Here is a 21,711-nt window from a genome sequence, read left to right as displayed (position 1 = left end):
TTTTATTAAAACAAACAGATAGTGTTAGTTACTGGCTTTATCCAGCCGCTTTAACGTGCGAAACATCCACACGCACAATAATGAACTGCAGCAGGATAATGAAATCCACACCCCAGTGATGCCCAGCAATGCACCTAATAACCACAACAACGAGGCCACCAGTAAAATTTTACTGCCGGTCAGCATTGCTGCTTCTTTAGGGCGATTGATGGCCTGGAACAGACTCGCGCCCACCAGCACCATGCCTTCAAAGGGTAACCCCCAGAAATACAGATGCATACCCGCAATTGCCACTGGCGCTAATTGCGGGTTATCGCCAGCAAATAACCATAACATCCACTGTGGTTTGCCGTAGACAATCAGCCAGCCAATCAGCGCTGTAACAAGGGTGACAGTGAAGGCTAACTTAGCCGCCTGCCGTACTCGCTGTGGCTGCCGGGCGCCGGTGTTGAAGCTGAGGATAGGTTGGGTACCAAGCGCAATGCCTTCAAAAATGAGATAGAACATCGCTTCGGTATAGCCGATGACACCATAGGCAGCGAGGTGCAGTTCGGTGCCTTGCCATAAGATAGCGATGTTATGCAGCGTCAGGACCACCGACAAGTAAAGACTCATCAGCATGCTGGATAGACCCAGACGACAAATGCCTTTTACATGGTGCCAGTGCAAGCGCATCTGCTGTAGATTTAGTTGCAAGCGGGTGCGCGAGCAGAAGAAATGCCGTAAGCAAAACGCTGCAGTCATACCGTGAGACAACATGGTGGCGATGGCAGCTCCGGCTAACCCGAACGGCAACACCACGATGAACAACCAATCGAGGAAAGTATTGAGGATACCGCCGAAAATTAAAATCAGCGTAACGGTCCCGGGATGTCCGTCATTACGCAGCATGGCGGCGAAGGTTGTCGCCAATATGGGCAGCGTCCCCAAGGCAAAATACCAGAACAGATAATTACGGGCGTAAGCCAGCACTTGTCCGTTGGCGCCTAACAATTGCAGTATCGGTTCACTCAACAAGGTGCCTGCAATTGCCAGCGTGACACCACAAATCAGTGCCAGCGTAAAACTGTTACCCACGACCTGGCGGGCATCAGTGACTTTACCTTGTCCCAATAATAACGACACCTGAGCGGCACCGCCCATGCCAATTAGGGTTCCCAATGCGTAGAGGATGGCGCCGACCGGATATGCGAGGGTGATACCGGCAAGGCCATCAGCCCCAAGGTAATGACCGATAAACATGCCATCAATGGTTACATAAATGCCGGTTGCCAGCATTGCCGCAATAGTTGGCACCGCATAGCGCCAGAACAAGCGCGGGATCGGCATCTCCATCAGTGCCAGATCCGCCGCCGTTCCGCTTTGAATGCTGGTTGTCATTAAAGCTCCATGCGACCCAAAGACAATAACTGTTGTTCAATGGCAAGCGCATCCAAAGGCTGCTGACTAATCAGCTCTAGGCGCGAGTCCATCGCCTCATCCAGCTCTTCGAAACTGAGCTCACCATCCAGCATGTTGAACGCGGCAATACCGTCAGAGGTGATCATCACCGCCTTGAGTCTTAGCAGTTGCTGGCTGCTAATCCATTGCACCAATGGCGCTAAATCGAATACCCATTGTGGGCTGAATTTCCAACCGTAGCTGTAGGCGTGGGCATCCTGATGAGCCTTAAACACAAAGCCTTGCGCATTAAATGGCACCGCTGCATTGTCAGCAGAGGTGTAATCAGGCGTTGGTTGCAGTAGCGCATTTACTTTTCGGTTAGCGGTTTTAACGCCTGCTGGATGCTGCAGTAATGACCACAACGCCCGCGGAAGCGTTTGCTGCTGCGACCATTGCAGCAGTGGCTGATTGAGATCTCGGTCGGTAACAAATTGCTGTAATTGCTGTTGTACTTCGACCTGTTGCTGCCAAAGATCGGCCTTGGATGCCAGCAAAATATCGGCACTGGCTAACTGCGATACGAATGTGTCATTCGTGAGATAGCGGTTATCTGCCAGTTTACGCGGGTCCAACAGGCATACAGAAGACAGCAGGCGAATGGATTGCGCGAAGACTTGCGACTGTAAGGTGCGGATGATTTGCAGCGGATGACCGAGGCCGGTCGGTTCAATCAACAGTCGCTGCGGTTTTGCCTTCGCCAATAACTGCGTCACTGCGACTTGCAGCGGCACGCCAGCGGCGCAGCAGATACAGCCCCCAGCAACTTCGCGGATCACTACATCTTGGCGGCTTCCCATCAGGCTGGCATCGATACCAATTTCACCGAACTCATTCACCAGCACCGCCCAGGTTTCAGCGACGGGTTTCGCCTGTAACAGCGCTTTGATAAAGGTCGTTTTACCTGAACCAAGAAAACCGGTAATCACATGGGTCGGAACAGCGGCAACAATCATAGCAACATTCAGCAGGACAGAAATCTGAGCGCCAAGTGTACCCAAATCTCGGTTCAGCCACACCTGTTATCAACGTCGACGGTGATTGGCTTTATTGCTGCGCGCAGCGGCCTGGAAGCGGGAGCGGCTTTTTGTGGCAGCTTTCGGAGTTGTCACTGCACTGCGATAACGCTCTGGCAATGCGGCGGTGGTTTCGTATCCGGCAGGGGTTAGTTGCGGGATTGAAAGCTTAAGTTCCTGCTGAAGGGCTTGTAGTTGCGATAATTCCTGCGGACTTATGAGGGTATAGGCTTCACCATCCAGGCCCGCACGCCCAGTTCGCCCGATACGATGCACATAATCCTCAGACTCTGGGGGCAATTCAAAATTGATCACTCTTGGCAGCGCCGGAATATCCAAGCCACGGGCGGCAACATCGGTCGCCACCAGCACCCGAATACGGCCTTCAGCAAAATCCGCTAAGGCGCGGTTGCGTGCGCCCTGGGTTTTATCACCGTGAAACACGGCGTTGCTAATACCATCGAGGGTGAGCTCTTCGCCCAAACGGCTGGCAGCGTCCTTGGTATTAACAAACACCAAGGTTTGCTGCCAATTGTTTTTGCCGACTAACTCCGCTAACAATTCCGCTTTGCGCTGCTTGGCGACCAACAATACCTGCTGCTGAATGTTTCCCTGTTCGGCACTATGCGGCAATTCAACCCACAATGCCTGTTGGGTGAGTTGCTGCCCTAAGTTACGCACGGAGTCTGGAAAGGTTGCCGAAAACAGCATAGTCTGGCGCTTGCTGGGTAACCATTTCTGCAACCGCTGGATATCTTTGATAAATCCCAGATCCAGCATGCGATCAGCTTCGTCCAGCACCAGAAACTGTAGCTGACTCAGATTGAGATAATCCTGACTGAGATGGTCAAACAGCCGTCCCGGAGTGGCGACCAACACATCAACGCCCTGTTGTAACCGTTGCCGCTGCGGCCGGAAGTTCGCGCCACCATATACCGCCACAATCCGTAACTCGCTACCGGCCGCAAAGGCGGTAATATGAGTCGCCAGTTGCTGCGCTAACTCACGTGTTGGCGTAAGAATTAATGCTTGAGGGGCAGCAGAACTATGTGGTTGCGGATTGGTACTGAGCCTGGCAACGATTGGCAAACCAAAGGCAGCGGTTTTACCACTGCCGGTTTGTGCTGACACCAGCAGATCCTTCCCGGCCAAAGCCGCTGGCAACACTTGTTGCTGCACCGGTGTTAAGTGCTCATAGCCATAGTCAGCGACCGCTTTGAGTATTTGAGAAGGCAGAGAAGTTTCAGAAAACAGCATAGTCAGGCTCGTTGTCAAAAAACGCAGTATACAGGGTTAATGGCTGGCGCGCTCAGTCTGTTGACGGGCGTTTGGCGTTCAGGAAGCGTTGCTCGAATTCGCTGCTAGATACCGGTCTTGAGTAAAAATAGCCTTGGGCATAGTCACAATGGATCCGTTTTAGGATCTCGGCTTGCTGCTGAGTTTCCACCCCTTCGGCAATCACTTTCATACCCAATTTATGCGCCATAACGATAATCGCTTCGCACAGGGTCTGATTGCTGGCATCAACATCGATATTTTTGGTAAATGATTGATCTATTTTTAGATAATCAATATCAAATTTTTTCAGATAGGCCAGAGAGGAGTAGCCGGTCCCAAAATCATCCAACGACACCTGCACCCCAGCATCACGGTATGAAAGTAGCTTCTCAGATACCGCTATATTGGTATCCAGCAACAGCCCTTCAGTGATTTCAATACAGATGCCCCCCCCGGGAAGCTGCTGCAGGGTTTGTAGCCACTCCTGAAAACGCACACCTTCATCGCGAAACTGCACCGGCGACTTGTTGACACTGATCTGGATTTCCACACCCAGGCGCTCGCGCCAATCGGCGCTCTGCTTCACTGCCTGCTGAAATACCCAGTTTCCAATCGGAAAAATCAAACCGGTATCCTCTGCTATCGGGATGAATTGCGCGGGTGGCACCTGACCTCGTTGCGGGTGGTACCAACGGATCAGTGCTTCAGCTTTAGTGATTTTACCGCTGCTAAGTTCAACGATAGGTTGGTAGTTAAGTTCAAAGGCACTGCTCTCCACCGCCTGACGTAGGTCCTGGATCAACCGCATACGGTAATGTGCCTGCTGCTGCATTGATTCAGTGAAGTAATGGTAACGATTGCGTCCCTGGTTCTTGGCGGCATACATTGCCTGATCGGCATGTTTTAACAGCACATCTTCAGCTTCACCATCATCGGGATACAAGGTAATGCCAATACTGACACTGATGTAAGCCGTTTCATCACCCAACTTATAGGGTTCGGCGATACTACTGAGGATCTGTGCTGCCACACGTTCGATACCCTGTGAACTTTCTGCATCGGTGAGAATGATGGTGAATTCATCACCGCCAAGACGTGCGACAAAATCTGATTCGCGTACACAAGTACGCAATCGTTCCGCTGTCTGGATCAACAATTGATCGCCCATATCATGACCGAGGGTATCGTTGACCTCTTTAAAGAAATCAAGATCGAGAAACAACAGTGCCAGCTTACTGCCGCGGCGATGTGCCCGTTGTATTTCATGATACAGCTGTTCTAGCAACATCCGACGGTTCGGTAGACTGGTCAGCGGATCGTAATTGGCCTGGTGCCAGATCACCTGCTCGGAATGTTTCTTCTCGGTGATATCAGAGAACAGCACCACCCATTGTTGTGGCTCGCCTTTTTTACCACCGATAGTGTTGATGGTGAGCCAGGTGATGATCTCCTTACCGTCACGGCATTTTATCCAGAGTTCGCCTTGCCAGCGCCGCTGCTTACCCAGATCCTTTTTAATCGCATGAAAATCTGTGGCTGAGTAACGATCACTTTTCAACTGATTGATTTTTTTGCCGATAATATCTGCATCACGGTAGCCCGTCAGCGCGCAAAAGGCTGGATTAATATTGATAATTTCGCCATGACGATTAAGTACACTCATCGCCTCACTGCTGTTGTCGTAGACGGATGCCGCCAGTTTCAACGACGCTTCACGCTGCTTATCCTCGGTAATATCTTGGTGGATGCCACAGACTTTTAGCGGCACTCCTTCACGCCATTCCATCACTTTACCGACATCGCGGATCCACCGGAGCTGACCATCGGTGCGGCGTATGCGGTATTCGTTACGATAATCGGTGGTATTACCGGCAATATGTTGTTCCAGCGCGCGTAATGTCTGAATACGATCCTCGTCAACAATCGCATTGAGCCAGATATGTTTGCCTTTGCTCAATTCCTCGAAGGTACACCCCAGCAGATTAGCGGTCTGTTGGTCATGAGTGACCTGGTCGCGGCTCAAATCCCACATCCAATAGCCGAGGCGACTGCTGACCAACACTAACTCCAGTTCAGCATGGCTGACTGACAGCGCCTGCTGCGCTTCTTTGGCTGCCGTAATGTCGATATAACCGGCAATGACCAACTGCACCTGATGAAAACTGCGCTGGCAAGACACCGTTATATGGGTATACAGCAGCTGACCATTTTTCTTGATAAAGCGCTTTTCCAGCTCGTAACGTTCTATTTCGCCCTGCAGCATCCTTCTGAAATATTTATTACTTTCATCTATATCGCCACGGTGCGTCAGGCTATCCCAGGTTTTATGCAGCAACTCCGCTTCAGAGTAACCGAGCATCTGACAAAAATAAGGATTCACTTTAAGGAAGCGGCGGTCGGGCGAACTGATCGAGATACCATAGTTGCCTACGTTGAACTGCGAGCGGAACAGAAACTGATCCTGCAATTTCAGCTGCTGAGCAAGCTCCCGCTCTAAACGGTTAGATAACAGTTTGCCCATTAGCACCGTCACCAGTGGATACAACGTCAGCACCGGTGGCGCAATACGGGTAATGACATCAACTGCCATTGTGGCCGGTAACAACAGCATCCACAGCAGCATCGACACATGCACTATCAGCGAGAAGATAATCAGCTCAACATAACTGACGTGTGTCAGAGACTGACGATTCCAGTTCCGCCATTTACGCCACGCAATCCCCAACAAGCCACTGGTACATATCACACCAATACCGATAACGGCACCATCCCCCCCTAGATATAACCGGAATGCGGAAGCGATAACGCAGGCGATGAAGGTAGGGACGCCGCCAAAGAATAACCCGGTCACACACAACAGCACACTGCGGCAGTCAATGATCAAACCGGGACTAAAGGTCCAGGGCGTTAACATGACGGCAATACAGATCCCGCCGATCAGCGCACCTGACAGCAGTTGCCATAACAACCGATAACGGCTGTCATTACGATACAGAGGGATCGCATCGTAGATCAGGATCAATGCCAGCAACAATGCGGCATTTTGCACTAATGGAAGAAACATAACAGCGTCAATAGCCCCCAAAGAAAAACCCCTGCTTAACCGATCACAGTCTAGCAGAATCCTTTGAATTTCTTCGATTAATTGACTGAACTGTAGAGTTTGTCCACATATTCAGCGGCGCGGGCATGCCAATCAAACCGGCTGGCACTGGCAGCCTTCACCAATGTCTGCCAATGTGGTGTGCCAAAAAGTGTCAACGCTCGCTCTAATGTCTGTAGCAATGCGGCACTCTGTTGCGCCAGATCGCGCCCGTGAAACACAAAGCCGTTGTGACCATCGGCTACCGTATCCTTCAGGCCACCGACTCCGTGTACCAGACAAGGCTGTCCGGCTTTCAGCGCCAACATTTGACTGATGCCACAGGGTTCAAAGGAACTGGGCATCAGGAACAGATCGCCACTGTAATACAAGGCTTCAGAAAGCTGTTCATGATAGCCATTGATAAACAAGAAATTATCGTGACGTGCGGCCACTTCACTAAATTCTCGCGCCAAACTTGCATCGCCACTGCCCAGCAACCAGAAGCGGGCATTTTCATTCCAGGCTGACAGTCGCTGTAAGATGGCATCCAGCACTAATCCCCCCTGCCACGGTTGGCGCAGCAGCAGCATTTTCTGATCGGTGAGTCGTCCGACAGAGGTCAGTAAGAATCCTGGCGGTAACCCTTTTTGTGATAAGCGGATCTGCGCAATAATTTCCGACGGCTGCACAAATTCGCTGTATCCAAGTTTGCTCAGTAGTGCTAAATACGCGAGATCTTTCAGTTGATCGCGTATCTGCTGGCGCGAAATTGTCGGTGCAGGAGCGCAATAATCACAACCGTTCAGAATGCCAAAAAGCTTTCCTTCACGCCGTATCCGTTGCAGATCCAGCTCTAATCCTTCACCACCAAAAAAGCCTTCCTCTGGCCGAGAGGGTTGTAATACTTCCTCGGCATAGCCAGGAGATACCAGATGCACCGCATCACAAAGATTAATTGCCGCTCGCAACGGATTAACACAATCCGGATAACGCGGATCTAGTGCCGCAGCAAGACGTTTGTGACTGAGATTCGCCATGCCAGGAAACCAGGCGCGTAACGAGGAAATATCCCCTTCCAATGGGCGAATGCCCTGCATCGCCAGATTGTGAATGCTCAGAATAGTGGGGATTTGTTGCAGTTGGGTGTAGGCCGGTTCAAATGCGCGCAGCATCGCGAAAAAGCCACAATGCCAGTCATGCAGATGCAAGCGATCCGGCAAGGCGATTAAGCCACTACAGAGCAAGGTAGCCACCGCGGTACAAAATAACGCAAATTTACTGGCATCTGATGCAAACGGCCGCCCCGGACTATCTTGGGTATAGATGGCGTGACCGGGCGCGACAAACATCTCGTGTGCCAGCAGATAGATCCACACCTCGGGTTGTAATGGATTGGCGAGACGATAGAGTTTCAGCGGATAATGACCACTATCGAAAGGCACCACAAAGTCACAGACAAACGCCGCTTGTTGTTCCCTGGCGAGGAAACCGTAATCCGGCATAATCATGTCTACCGCAACCCCATGGGGCTGCAATGCAGGCGCCAGATCGCGCAAGACATCCGCCATTCCACCGACTTTGGCACCCTTAAGCGCTGCATTTTCTGCAGCCAGCATCAATACCCGCATCGACTATTGGTTTTCCTGTAATTATTATTCGTAACCCACTGGCAGCCCTAACATATCACGGGTTACCAACACCACACCGCCTTCTGATACGCGAAAGCCCTTAGCACGGTCATGTTCGTGGTTATAGCCTATCTCCATCCCTTCCGGAATAATACAGCCACGATCAATAATCGCCTTGCGAATACGGCAGTTACGCAATACCACCACATCGGGCAAGATCACAGTATCTTCGACTACCGAGTACGAACAGACACGAACCTCGTTAAACAGCACACAGCGCCTGACGCTAGCCCCGGAAATAATGCAGCCACTGGAGACCACAGAATCCACGGCCATACCGCGGCGCCCATCGTCATCAAACACAAATTTGGCAGGCGGCAGCTGTTCCTGATAGGTCCAGATAGGCCATTTGGCGTCATACAGATTCAGTGCGGGTGTCGGTGACAGCAATTCCATATTGGCCGTCCAGAATGAGTCCAGCGTTCCCACATCACGCCAATAAGCGGGTTCATTAGGGAATGAACTGCGGAACGGATAGGCGTAAACCTGATGATTTTCGATAATAGAAGGAATGATATCTTTACCAAAATCTCTTTGTGATTCAGCATTTTGCGCATCACGTTTAAGTTGCTCAAAAAGAAAGTCGGTATTAAAGACATAGTTGCCCATAGACGCGAGACACAACTCGGGATTATCTGGCAGTGATTTAGGGTGAGCCGGTTTTTCTTCAAACCCGAGGATGCGATTACTGGTGTCCACTTCCATCACCCCGAAGGCATTGGCAGCTTCAGCAACCGGGACTTCCATGCAAGACACCGTCATATCGGCACCGGATTCCGCGTGAGCTGCCAGCAACCCCGCATAGTCCATGCGATAAACATGATCACCGGACAGCACCATGACGTAACGCGGTAATTCATGGCGGATAATGTCGATATTTTGGAACACTGCATCGGCAGTGCCCTGATACCAGTTATCGGAATAGCGCTGCGATGCTGGCAGAATTTCCACCGACTCGCCCAGCTCTTTCTTGAAATGCCCCCAGCCCCGCATGATATGCCGGATCAGGGAATGAGACTTGTATTGCGTCACGACCCCAACCCGGCGGATACCGGAATTGATGCAGTTCGATAACGGAAAATCGATGATGCGGAACTTACCACCAAAATACAGCGCAGGTTTAGCACGCCAATCCGTCAATTCATGTAAGCGGCTTCCTCTACCGCCGGCAAGGATCAACGCATAGGTGTCGCGGGTTAAGTTGCTGATAAAACGCAGACTGGAATTTGACATATCCTGTGTCTCCCCAACTGATTAAATGGCTGCTTATCGTGCCTTCCAAATATGATCCCGGTAGCCAGCAATGGTGACATCACTGGAAAAACGGCCACTGGCGGCGGTATTACGTATGCTCATTGCGGTCCAACGTTGCCAATCCTGATAGGCTTTGGCCACCTCCAACTGTGCCAAGCGCAGTGATTCAAAATCTGCGGCCAGCATCCATGGATCGGTGGGCGATTCAATAGCATCAATAATCGGTGTAAAAATGCCCGGCTCCTGTAGGTTGAAATGACCACTTTTCAACAACGACATCACGCCGCTTAACGCTTCAGATGCAGCGACATATTCCCAAGGACGGTAATGCCCACGTAGTTCTTCAACCGATTGGGCATTCAACCCAAACAGGAAAAAGTTGTCCTCACCGACTTCTTCGAGCATTTCAATATTGGCGCCATCCAGAGTTCCGAGCGTTAAGGCACCATTCATCATAAATTTCATATTCCCCGTGCCAGAGGCTTCCTTGCCCGCAGTGGAAATCTGTTCCGATAAATCAGTCCCGGGACAGATAGTTTCCATGGCACTCACGTTATAGTCTGGCAAAAAAGCAAACCTTAGCCAGGGTTTAGCCCGATGATCGCCATTGATCATGTGCGCCACGTTATTGGCCAGCTTGATAATAAGTTTAGCTATCGCATAGCCCGGTGCAGCTTTCCCGCCAATTAACACGCAGCGCGGCTGCATCCCCAGGGTATCGCCACTGATAACTCGTTGATACAGATGAATGACATGCAGAATATTCAGCAATTGCCGTTTGTATTCGTGGATCCTTTTAACCTGCACATCGAACAGCATGGTGGTATCAAATTCGACATGACAGCGTTCGGCCACCAGCTCAGCCAGCGCTTGCTTGTTCTCTTGTTTGACCTTGCGCCAGTCATTGACAAAGCTGCTGTCTGCTGTAAACGCATTGAGTGCCGACAGTTTGCTGAGATCGGTTACCCAGTCATGACCAAGGCGGCTGCTGATAAGCTGGTTCAGCCCCGGATTGCAATAGGCCAGCCAGCGTCTAGGCGTTACACCATTGGTACGGTTATTAAATTTATGCGGCCATAAATCGTGAAAATTACGGAACAGGCCGGAAGTCAGTAATTGCGTATGCAGTGCTGCAACACCATTAACTGAAAAGCTTGCGACGATCGCCAGATAGGCCATCCGAATATTGGGTTCAGGTCCCTCTTCGATAATGGACATGTCACGCAACTTGCTCACATCACCAGGCCAACGGTGTGCGACTTCATCAAGATAACGCGCATTGATTTCGTAGACGATTTCCAAAATACGCGGCAACATGTGCGCGAACATGCGCACCGGCCAGCGCTCCAGCGCTTCAGGTAGCAGGGTGTGGTTGGTATAAGCGATACAGCGGCTGACGATATTCCAGGCTGGGTTCCACTCCAGTTCATAAACATCAACCAACAGCCGCATCAATTCAGGTACAGCAATGGCTGGATGCGTGTCATTCAATTGAATCGCGTTGTATTTCGGAAACTCGGTGAAATCCATGCCATGCAGCTGTACCCAATTTCGCAGCAGATCCTGCAAACTGGCAGATGACAGGAAATATTGCTGGCGCAAACGTAATTCCTTACCGTTTTCGCTGCTGTCATTGGGATATAACACCATAGTGATCTGTTCAGCCTGGTTTTTAGCCGCAACAGCCTCGGTGTAATCCCCTTGGTTGAACTCTGCCAGATCGAATTCGTTGGTGGCTTCCGCTTTCCACAACCGCAAGGTGTTAACCCGGCCATTGCGGTAGCCGGGCACTGGCACATCATAAGCGACAGCCATGACATCCTGCGTATCCAGCCACAACATGTGTCGGCGGCCCTTGAGATCGACATAACTCTGGGTATGACCAAAGAAATGCACCGTGACATTGTGTTCCGGGACCCGAACTTCCCAGGGATTGCCATCACGTAACCAGCGATCAGGCTGTTCAATCTGATAACCATCGATAATTTTTTGCACAAACATGCCGTATTCATAACGAATACCATAGCCGGTCACATTAAGCCCCAGCGTTGAGCAGCTATCGAGAAAACAGGCAGCCAGACGCCCTAGGCCACCGTTCCCCAGACCGGCATCATGCTCCTGCTGCTCCAGCGTTTCGAGATTGACGGCATATTCCTGCAGCACAGCACGGCATTCGTCGGTGAGTTCAAGATTGAGTAACGCATTGCCGAGTGCGCGCCCCATCAGAAACTCCAGAGACAGATAGGACACATGTTTTTTATGCTGCAACACATCCTGCTTGCGGGTGTCACGCCAGTTATCCAGCAGTTGCTCTTTGACACTCAGCGCCAGCGCATGAAACATCGCATCGGCATTCTGTTGATCCCAACACAAGTCGTAGCGCAACTGTCTGGCGAACGCGGCCTTGAGTGAATCACAGGGTTCACAAGGCTCATGGACCGGCAGTTTCGCAACGTTGGAAGCAGCGGTGCTTTTCCCTTTTGCCACCGTAGCTTTACTGCTGCGGCGAGCGGGAGTTTTCGGGGTATCACTCATGCTTCCTCCTTCGCGGATTGCTATTTTCAAAAATTATCGAATGATTGGCTTAAACATCCAGCTGTGCCTTAAACAGCAACAAGCTGCAGGGCAGTAACAGAAACGCCTCTCCCGCTTGCAATAGTGGATGATTACCCGGTTCACCATCTGCGGTAATCGTGGTCAGGATTAACTGCCAATGACAATCCACATCAATGTTAGGCACGGTAAAGGTATGCTCGGTGTTACCAGCATGCATCAGCAACAGCAGCATCTCCGGTTGTCCGTTCTCATCTTCACCTTTCAATAGCATCTGCAGACTACGGCAATGGCCCTCGGCCCAGTGAATACGACTCATGATTTCGCCGTGGGCATCAAACCAGGCTAGCGCCTGGGCTTCATTAGGATCATCGGTATGAATATAGCGCGGACAACAGAACACTGCCGATTGGCGGCGAATAGCGATTAACCGCTGACAAAATTGCATCAACGTCCGACTCTGCTCGTCATCACGCCAGTCGACCCAACCGAGCAGATTATCCTGACAGTAGGCATTATTGTTGCCCTGCTGACTGTTACCCTGTTCATCGCCGGCCAATAACATTGGCACCCCCTGCGATAACAGCAGAGTTGCCAGCATATTGCGACTTTGACGAGCACGGAGTTCCACAATTTTGGGATCTTCCGAGTCCCCTTCTTCGCCGTAATTACAGCTGAAATTCTCATGGTGGCCATCACGGTTTTCTTCACCGTTGGCGTCGTTATGGCGCAGTTCATAACTCACCAAATCCCGCAGCGTAAAGCCGTCGTGACTACTGATAAAGTTGATAGAACTACAGGGGCCGCGACCAGAATGTTCAAACAAATCGCCGGAACCATGCAGCCGTTTGGCCAGCTCAGGTAACATGCCATGATCGCCGCGCCAGAAGCGCCGCACCGTGTCGCGATATCGGTCGTTCCATTCAGAGAACACCAGTGGAAATTGGCCCAACTGATAACCGCCAGGGCCAATGTCCCAAGGCTCAGCTATTAAAATCACGCCGCTCAATACCGGATCCTGCATTAATGCATCAAAGAAACCGCTACCGCGATCAAAACCCTGAGGCTCTCGCCCAAGACAGGTCGCCAGATCGAACCGGAAGCCATCAACCCCCATCACCGCGACCCAGTAGCGTAAGGAATCCATGACCAACTGCACCACTCGTGGATGGCTCATATTCAGGCAATTGCCACAGCCAGTGTCATTGATATAAAAGCGTTTATCGTTGGGATGCAGGCGGTAGTAACTGGCATTATCAATACCGCGAAAACTGTACTGCGGCCCCAGCCGACTGCCCTCAGCGGTGTGGTTATAAACGACGTCGAGAATGACCCGAATATCATGCCGATGCAGTGCCTCGACCATCTGCTTAAATTCCGCTATACCATCGGCAGTGGCGCAATAGGCCGGGTGTGGCGCAAAGAAGCCTATGCTGTTATAGCCCCAGTAGTTGCTCATGCCTTTGTCGGTTAAGAACGGTTCCGAAAAGAAACTTTGCACGGGTAGCAGTTCTACACAGGTGACACCTAAGGATTTGAGGTAATGGATGGCAACTTCACTCCCCAGACCGGCGAATGTGCCACGCAGCGATTCATCCAGTTCCGGCAAGTGCGCGCTAAATCCTTTGAGATGCATCTCGTAAATCACTTCATAACTCAGGGGCCGCGATGGCAAGCGTTGACCATTAAACGGCTGATCTTCCACGACTACAGACCGCGGCAAGGCCCAGGCGTTATCGCAGCTATTGGGCCGGCTATCGTCACCGATACCACCATCAGCACTGACTCGCTTGGCACCCTCGCGTTCCATTTCTGGTAACTCAAGCTGGCATTCGTCATCTAATGGTCGCCCGGCGCTATCGACACGGGCATATCCCAAATGCCAGGGGCCGGGCTGCAAAGTGCCAGCCATCCAACGACTGTAGGGATCTAGCAGTAGTTTATTGGGATTAAATCGATGTCCCAGATGTGGTTGATAAGCCCCATCAACCCGATAGCCGTAACACATCCCCGGTTCGGCCCCCAGCAACAATCCACACCAGATTTGCTGCCGCTGTTGCGGTAAGCTAAAGCGCCCTATCTGTCGCCAATGTCCCCCAGTTTCCGCGCTGTATAGGCACAGTTCCACTGCGCTCGCATGAGCTGAAAACAGCGCAAAATTAACCCCGAGCACCCGGCCATCGGCACCTCTGACGACCCGGCTACCTAAGGGATAAGGCTGTCCAGGAAGCATCTGCATCAGTCTTGCTCCTGCCATTGAAAATACACGGTCGCTAATGGCGGCAGGCTGATCAGTGCGCTGTATTGCATCCCCTGCCAGGGTTGATGTTCAGTGGTGACGCCGCCACCATTACCAACATCACTGCCACCGTAAAAATGACTGTCACTGTTGAGTAGTTCTGCATAATGGCCAGCTTTGGGTAAGCCGATACGATAGCCAAGGCGTACGGTAGGGGTAAAGTTACATACAGCCACCAGCGCATTGCCGTGATCATCAAAACGGCAGAATGCCAATACACTGTCAGCAGCATCGGTACAATCGAGCCAGGCAAAACCAGCACCATCGCCATCGCGCTGCCACAATGCCGGTAACTGACGATAACAGCGGTTAAGATCGGTCACCCAACGTTGTAACTGTTGATGCGGTTCAAATTGCAACAGATGCCAGTCCAGACTGTAATCGTGTTGCCATTCATGTCGTTGTCCGAACTCGTTGCCCATGAACAGCAATTGCTTACCGGGATGGGCCCACATAAAGCCATAGTACGCACGCAACGTGGCAAATTTCTGCCAGTCATCACCGGGAATTTTCTCAATTAAGGAGCGTTTGCCATGCACAACTTCGTCGTGACTGAGCGACAAAATAAATTGTTCGGTGTAAGCATAAACCAGCGAAAAGGTCATCTCGTGATGGTGATAGCTGCGGTGTATCGGATCGCGGCTGATATAGCTTAACGTATCGTGCATCCAGCCCATGTTCCATTTGAAGCCAAAGCCTAAGCCGCCGCCGCCCACATCGCGGCTGACGCCGCCCCAGGCAGTGGATTCTTCGGCGATCATCATAATGCCCGGATAACTGGTATACAGACGGGTATTGAGATCTTGCAGCAACGCAATGGCATCGAGATTTTCACGGCCACCGTATTGATTAGGTGCCCACTCGCCAGGCTTACGGCTGTAATCCAGATACAACATTGAAGATACGGCATCCAACCGCAAGCCATCGATATGGAATTCCTGCAACCAGTAGCAGGCATTACTTAACAGGAAACTCTGTACTTCTTTGCGGCCATAGTTATAAATCAGCGTGTCCCAATCAGGATGGCTGCCACGCCGTGGATCTTCATGTTCATACAGACAGGTACCATCAAAGCGCGCCAGTCCATGCGGATCTTTCGGGAAATGAGCCGGCACCCAGTCCAGCAGTACACCGATGCCAACCTGATGAAAGGCATCAACTAAGGCTTTTAACGCGGCAGCACTACCAAACCGATAGGTCGGAGCATACATGCCTACGGGCTGGTAGCCCCAAGACCCGTCGAACGGATACTCACTCAGTGGCATAAATTCCACATGGGTGAAACCCATTGCCACCACATAAGGCACCAATTGCGCAATTAACTCTTCATAGTCGAGATAGTCGCGACCATCGTGGCCTTTGCGACGCCAGGATCCAAGATGCACCTCGTAAATACTGATGGGCGCTTTATGCCAGGCAATCTGGCTGCGACCAGTCATCCAACTAGCATCACACCAGTCCCAACATTCGTCGAACGGCACCCGCGACGCATTATGCGGTGAAGGTTCCATGCTTCTGGCAAACGGATCTGCCTTCTGTTGCCAGTATCCATTGTGAGTTTGAATCGCATATTTATAATGTTCCCCCCCCACAAGACCTGGAATAAATATCTCCCAAATCCCCGAACCCTGATGAAACCGCATGCTGTGGCGACGATGGTCCCAGCAGTTAAAATCACCAATTACAGACACTGTTTGAGCATTGGGTGCCCACACAGCAAATAACACGCCTTTACTACCGTTACATTCTTGCCAGTTAGCACCGAGAAAACGCCATGCCTGCTGCTGTCGCCCCTCACAGAACAAGTAGGTATCTTTTTCATCCAACAAGGACGGGTAGCGGTAGGGATCATCCAGCAATAGTTCGGCGTCGGGATAACGCACTTGGAGCTGGTAGGCAAAAGGCTTAGTGCGGCGCCCAAGTGTTCCCGCAAACAAGGGCTCAGCATCGGCAACGGGCGACAGCGACGCCACTTTTTTACCAGTCTTAGTGTCAAGCACCGTGACCTCAAGGGCTCCTGGTAATACTGCACGCACCACCAGTGACTTTTTGCCATCCAGGGTGAGCTGATGCATTCCCAACCAATTGAAAACATCGCCATGACGACCTTCCGCCAGCGCCTGACAGACGGCAATATCTCCGCAACAAGCGACAGTGTCCGTCTCCGGCTCGATATCAGCGATGGGACGTGTTTCAGACTGCGCGGATGATTGCTGTTGCATCTGCGGTTCCTCCTGTCAGTTAATCGGAAGTATGGTGTCTTGCATTACGTACTGCTGTAAGCGTATGAGTAAAAATAGAATTTTTTGATAAATGTTCCAATGGTATGGAATATCGACGACGCCAGTTAGGATATTCAGTGCTGGTTCCGGGAATATTGACTGCATCCGCTTCGGCCAGCAGATCGGCCAAAGCCACACTATAGAGTTCGCTGGCTCCCGCGGCGACCGCGCCCGCCCAGTGCGGAAGTAACGTACAAAATTCCACATCTACTGCAAAATCTTGTCCGGTCATATCCCGCAACCATTGCAACAACCCTTTACGTTTGTGGCTGCGACGCAGTTGTGCTTGCTGTAACTCGTTATCGGAGTACAACCCTAAACGATGGCGCGCCAGTAAATCCTTACCTTGCCACCAGGCCGCCATAGTTGGCACATCATGGTTAGCCAGCATCATCAGCGCATGAGGTTTATATTCTGAAGGCGGTTTAAAACCGGCATATTGTGGTAAGCGGGATTCATCGACACAAAAATAAAATAATTCGTTGGAGAAAATACCCGCGCGGCGCATCGGCTCAATAATCTCTGTCGGCACTAAGCCGAGATCCTCGCCAATCAACATGCAGCCAGCTCGCTGACTCTCCAGCAACAAAATGGCCATCATGCAATCAAAAGGGTAATAGACATAAGTGCCGCCATGCTGATCAGCATCGGCGGTTACCGGCCACCACCATAGACGAAACAAGCCCATCATGTGGTCGATTCGCAGTGCGCCGCAGTGATGCATATTGCGGCGCAATAATGTAATAAAGTGCCCGAAATTGGCTTGGCGTAGACCGATGGGATCGAGTGGCGTCAGCCCCCAGTTCTGCCCTTGAGGCGCAAACGGATCCGGTGGCGCGCCGATACTCGCCTGGGTACAAAATTGCCGGGGATGCTGACGCACTTCAGCACCCGTCCCGATAGCGCCCACCGCCAGGTCCCGAACCAGACCAATATGCATACCGCTATCTTTGGCCAGTTCCTGACAGAAAGCTAACTGCTCCTCCGCGACAAATTGCAGATAAAGATAAAACTCTGGATTTTTCAGCCAGGGGGCGGTCACCTCTTGAGCTTGCGTCTTGGCATAAAACTGTAAGTCTTCGCCAGCATCACGCACGAATGCTGCCAACGCTTTACGGCGGGGATGTTCGCTGGGATAACCACTAAACACTTTAAAAAGTGCTTTTAACTTAGTTACTTTAATCTTGAATGCTGCAGGGTAATCGATCCACAGAGTGCCGTTATTATTGACGGGCATTCTTTTAGGTAGTGTCTTCTGCCAGTCGGCTTGACATGCCTCTGGGCACAGGGACGTACTGATATACAACGGGTGTATGCGTCGCCGGTCATAGGGGCTGTAAGGACTGGCAGCTTCGGCATCCTGCAAGGGTAATGCATGTAACGGATTAAGCTGAATAAAGTCAGCGCCTTGAGCCGCCATGATACGGATAAACTCGGCCAATGCGCGAAAATCACCGATCTGGGTTGGAATGCCCGAATGGCGAGGCTCACTCGCGACCGATGACCACAGCGAAAATAGTTGGACACTGACGCCCCACGGCTTATAGCTCAGCTGTTGCGGCAGGTCTGCGGCATAACTGCGACGAGGCGCCACCATCCACAGACCACGACTGAGGGCAGTGTTCATTCCCGCAGGCATCGCACTCGCTGCTGTTATCGTAAGCTGATGATAACCTTCACCTATCGACAACAAAGCATGCTCAGCGACAAGCTCAGAAAGAACCAACTCTCTTTCGAGATACAGTTGATTTTCAGTGTAATAATCGCCCGTTACCGGCGTATCGGCCACAGAACAAACTGTGCTGAGGTGAGTACCGTCTTCAGTATCAATATTCAGCGTCAATTGCCCGGAATAGACTTCAGGAACTCGCACACGAATCACCAGTGCGTCTGCGTAACACCATTGGAAGGGAGGTAGAAAATCTTGCCATGGTCTGGCATCAAGAGACGCTATCCGTTGCGATACCCAGGCCGCAAATGCCTGTTCACCAACATCAGCCAGTTCTGCATGGCACATGGCCCGCAGAATTGCTTCACGATCAGTGGCAGGAGTCGTGTGATGATGGCCGTCACAATCAACAAAGCCATTACCTACTCCCTGCAAGTACAGCAACTTCTCCAGATCCATCGACGCACTCCCTGTTTGTCGGTCGGCTAGTAGTCAATTATTGAGCAGTTACCATGCCAGAAGCAAATCAACGGCACACAACCGATTAATCAACATCTGCAATATGATTTAACATGTTCAAAATCAAATAGCTATTACAGTCTAATGACAGTTGTTCGATAAACATCTGACCAATATGACTGGTTTGACAGGCATCATTTTGGCGCAAAAATGTGCAGCAGATCACCAAATAAGTGCAATCAGTCGTGACCACACGCACAATTATGGGGATGGAATTTTTATCAGCAATTCAGTCTGTTGGTAACAACCTCCGTTGTCTCAGCAAGTCATTACCCAGCACCTAAATTTAGCCAATCTAATTGTCGTCTTCGTGAGACAGGATTTGTCCGACCAACAGCATCGGTGCAGCATCGAGCTTTTCCGCATCCATCATATTCGCAATGCGCTCGACTGAAGACAGCAGCTGACTCTGTTCCCATTCTTCCAGCATCTGATACCGCTTGATAAAGTGCTCCTGCAGCGGTTTGGGTGCTGACAGTAATAACGATTGGCCAGCATCACTAAGCAACAGATGCACTTTGCGTTTATCTTCTGAACTGCGTTGTCGGATCACCAAGCCTTTGGCTTCTAGGCGATCCAGAATAGTCGTCACCGTCGCCGGACTCAGATTAATCTCGGCGGCAACTTGCTTGGCTAATGGTGTACCTAGGTTAGCGATCTTCTGCATCACGATCAGCTGGGGGCCGGTCAGTCCTGAATGTTTACTTAACTGCTTTGAATGCAGATCAATTGCCCGGATGACCTTACGCAACGAAATCAGTAACTGCTCATATTTTTCCATGTATGGTCCCATCTGAATCGGTAAATGGCAGAACCTTGCCACTGGACGATATGGATATGATAACAAATCGCCCAACTGGCAACAGAGAAATCCCGGCTAATCAGCAACCTAAATCTGGCAAATGACAATAATGGTCAATTTTCAGACAATTTACGCAAATTCTCCTATCAAAAACATGGATTTAATTCAAGTTACTTTTATCGCATTTTTTGAATTAATTATATGACAGATAAGCATTTTTTATTTACATTAGACTTTTCTTGTGTTAAATCAGCTAATACATCCAATCGCCCAAACAACACTAGGAGGTGTACTCATGGCTGCGAAATTTTTTATCCCGTCAGTCAACGTACTAGGGCAAGGCGCCGTGGATGACGCCATCAACGATATTAAAACTCTCGGTTTCAAACATGCACTGATTGTGACAGACAAACCCTTAGTCAGTATTGGTATCGTTGGCTCTATCGCCGAAAAACTTGGACAAGTGGGTCTGTCAGTCACCGTTTATGACGGCGTGCACCCAAATCCTACCGTATCCAACGTAGAAGCAGGTCTGAAGCTTCTGCGCGATAATCACTGTGATTGTGTGATCTCTTTGGGGGGAGGTTCACCACACGACTGCGCTAAGGGGATAGCGCTGGTAGCTGCCAACGGTGGCACAATAGGTGACTATGAAGGTTTGGATCGTTCAGCTAAACCTCAGTTACCACTGATTGCTATCAACACCACAGCCGGTACCGCAAGCGAAATGACCCGCTTCTGTATCATCACGGATGAAGTTCGCCATATCAAAATGGCCATTGTCGATAAGCATGTCACACCATTGCTGTCGGTAAATGACCCAGAATTGATGCTGAAAAAGCCAAAAGGCTTGACTGCAGCTACCGGCATGGATGCACTGACTCACGCCGTTGAAGCTTATGTGTCTACTGCCGCAACACCTATTACTGATGCCTGTGCCGTAAAAGCTATGGAACTTATCCGTGATAACTTGCGCACTGCTGTGGCTCACGGTGACAACCTGGAAGCTCGTGAACAGATGGCTTATGCAGAGTTTCTGGCCGGTATGGCCTTTAACAATGCGAGCCTCGGTTATGTGCACGCTATGGCGCATCAGCTAGGGGGTTTCTATGACCTGCCACACGGGGTATGTAACGCGCTACTGTTGCCATTTGTACAGGAATACAATGCTCAGGTTGCTGCACCACGCCTGAAAGACGTCGCAAAAGCACTGGGGGTTGATGTTAGTGCGATGACCGATGCTCAGGGTGCCCAAGCTGCGATTGATACCATTAAACAATTAGCAGCAGACGTGGGTATTCCAGCGAACCTCGCATCCATCGGGGTTAAAGAGGAAGACATCCCAGTACTGGCAACTAATGCGCTCAAAGACGCCTGCGGTATTACCAATCCGAAACAGGCATCACACGAAGAAATTTGCCAAATCTTCAAAAACGCGATGTAAATTAGCGTTTTACTTTCAAGGCCCTGTTTGACGACAGGGCCTTTTTTGTGGTTCTTTTTCTCGGATTGAAGCCCGGCCGCGAAGCAGACTATAATCGCGACACAACATCCAGCCAGTTAACAACGATGAACAATCCCGATTTCAGCACTATTAATCGTCGCAGTGCTCAGTCCTACATTGAGCATAAACATCTGATAAAAAATCTGCTGGCCGGTCGTACAGTTCCGTGCCGTCACTGTGGTCAGCCACTGCAGGCGCAACTGCCCGTCGCTGGTAGTGAAAACGCTGGTTACATTCGCTGTGCCAAAGGCTGTACCGATATCGAGTTAGAGGCATCATTGCCACTACGCTGAGTCGTTATCACAACTAATCCCCTAGGATG

The 21,711-nt window shown here is 50.8% G+C and carries 13 protein-coding genes; 2 read left to right on the top strand and 11 right to left on the bottom strand.

Translation table 11 applies throughout. The features are described 5' to 3' along the window. Positions 1-24 precede the first annotated feature (24 nt). From PY479_RS00620 to PY479_RS00570, 11 genes are all read right to left on the bottom strand, one after another. Positions 25-1,380: an MATE family efflux transporter gene (locus tag PY479_RS00620; protein WP_275482529.1), complete on the bottom strand. Its 1,356-nt coding sequence runs from the start codon at positions 1,378-1,380 to the stop codon at positions 25-27. Next, entirely contained in the window at positions 1,380-2,396 is a 1,017-nt protein-coding gene (locus tag PY479_RS00615; RefSeq protein ID WP_275482528.1) for a GTP-binding protein, read from the bottom strand. The genes PY479_RS00620 and PY479_RS00615 overlap by 1 nt, the downstream gene beginning before the upstream one ends. 69 nt (positions 2,397-2,465) lie before the next feature. Beyond that, the gene (locus PY479_RS00610; RefSeq protein ID WP_275482527.1) at positions 2,466-3,713 is read right to left on the bottom strand and encodes a DEAD/DEAH box helicase; all 1,248 of its coding nucleotides are present in this window, start codon (positions 3,711-3,713) and stop codon (positions 2,466-2,468) included. A 52-nt stretch (positions 3,714-3,765) separates the two neighbouring features. Beyond that, entirely contained in the window at positions 3,766-6,798 is a 3,033-nt protein-coding gene (locus PY479_RS00605) for an EAL domain-containing protein (protein WP_275482526.1), read from the bottom strand. A gap of 77 nt (positions 6,799-6,875) precedes the next feature. Continuing rightward, positions 6,876-8,447 (bottom strand): glycogen/starch synthase, encoded by a 1,572-nt coding sequence (locus tag PY479_RS00600; protein ID WP_275482525.1) that lies wholly within the window; start codon positions 8,445-8,447, stop codon positions 6,876-6,878. A 24-nt stretch (positions 8,448-8,471) separates the two neighbouring features. Continuing rightward, the gene (gene glgC, locus PY479_RS00595) at positions 8,472-9,740 is read right to left on the bottom strand and encodes a glucose-1-phosphate adenylyltransferase (protein ID WP_275482524.1); all 1,269 of its coding nucleotides are present in this window, start codon (positions 9,738-9,740) and stop codon (positions 8,472-8,474) included. Positions 9,741-9,773: 33 nt separating this feature from the next. After that, the gene (locus PY479_RS00590; RefSeq protein ID WP_275482523.1) at positions 9,774-12,296 is read right to left on the bottom strand and encodes a glycogen/starch/alpha-glucan phosphorylase; all 2,523 of its coding nucleotides are present in this window, start codon (positions 12,294-12,296) and stop codon (positions 9,774-9,776) included. 49 nt (positions 12,297-12,345) lie between these two features. Next, positions 12,346-14,553 carry a glycogen debranching protein GlgX gene (gene glgX / locus PY479_RS00585; RefSeq protein WP_275482522.1) on the bottom strand — a complete coding sequence of 736 codons (2,208 nt, stop codon included), beginning with the start codon at positions 14,551-14,553 and terminating at the stop codon, positions 12,346-12,348. Beyond that, positions 14,553-16,835, bottom strand: a complete 2,283-nt coding sequence (glgB, locus tag PY479_RS00580) for a 1,4-alpha-glucan branching protein GlgB (protein WP_275482521.1) — start codon at positions 16,833-16,835, stop codon at positions 14,553-14,555. The genes glgX and glgB overlap by 1 nt, the downstream gene beginning before the upstream one ends. Before the next feature lie 19 nt (positions 16,836-16,854). Then, complete coding sequence (gene malQ, locus PY479_RS00575) at positions 16,855-19,023, bottom strand: 4-alpha-glucanotransferase (protein ID WP_275482520.1); 2,169 nt, start codon at positions 19,021-19,023, stop codon at positions 16,855-16,857. A gap of 355 nt (positions 19,024-19,378) precedes the next feature. Next, positions 19,379-19,864: a MarR family transcriptional regulator gene (locus PY479_RS00570; RefSeq protein ID WP_212595668.1), complete on the bottom strand. Its 486-nt coding sequence runs from the start codon at positions 19,862-19,864 to the stop codon at positions 19,379-19,381. A gap of 316 nt (positions 19,865-20,180) precedes the next feature. Between PY479_RS00570 and yiaY the strand changes: the two genes are divergently transcribed. Together yiaY and PY479_RS00560 are read left to right on the top strand one after the other, a co-directional pair. After that, a complete protein-coding gene (gene yiaY, locus PY479_RS00565) occupies positions 20,181-21,329 on the top strand; it encodes an L-threonine dehydrogenase (RefSeq protein WP_212595667.1) in 1,149 nt (382 codons plus the stop codon). A gap of 47 nt (positions 21,330-21,376) precedes the next feature. Further along, the gene (locus PY479_RS00560) at positions 21,377-21,682 is read left to right on the top strand and encodes a hypothetical protein (RefSeq protein ID WP_275482519.1); all 306 of its coding nucleotides are present in this window, start codon (positions 21,377-21,379) and stop codon (positions 21,680-21,682) included. Positions 21,683-21,711 lie beyond the last annotated feature (29 nt).

This window comes from Shewanella sp. A32 (assembly GCF_029167175.1).
In the GTDB taxonomy this organism is placed as follows: domain Bacteria; phylum Pseudomonadota; class Gammaproteobacteria; order Enterobacterales; family Shewanellaceae; genus Shewanella; species Shewanella yunxiaonensis.
Note: the sequence above shows the minus strand (reverse complement) of the source record. Positions and strands in the feature narration are given on the sequence as shown.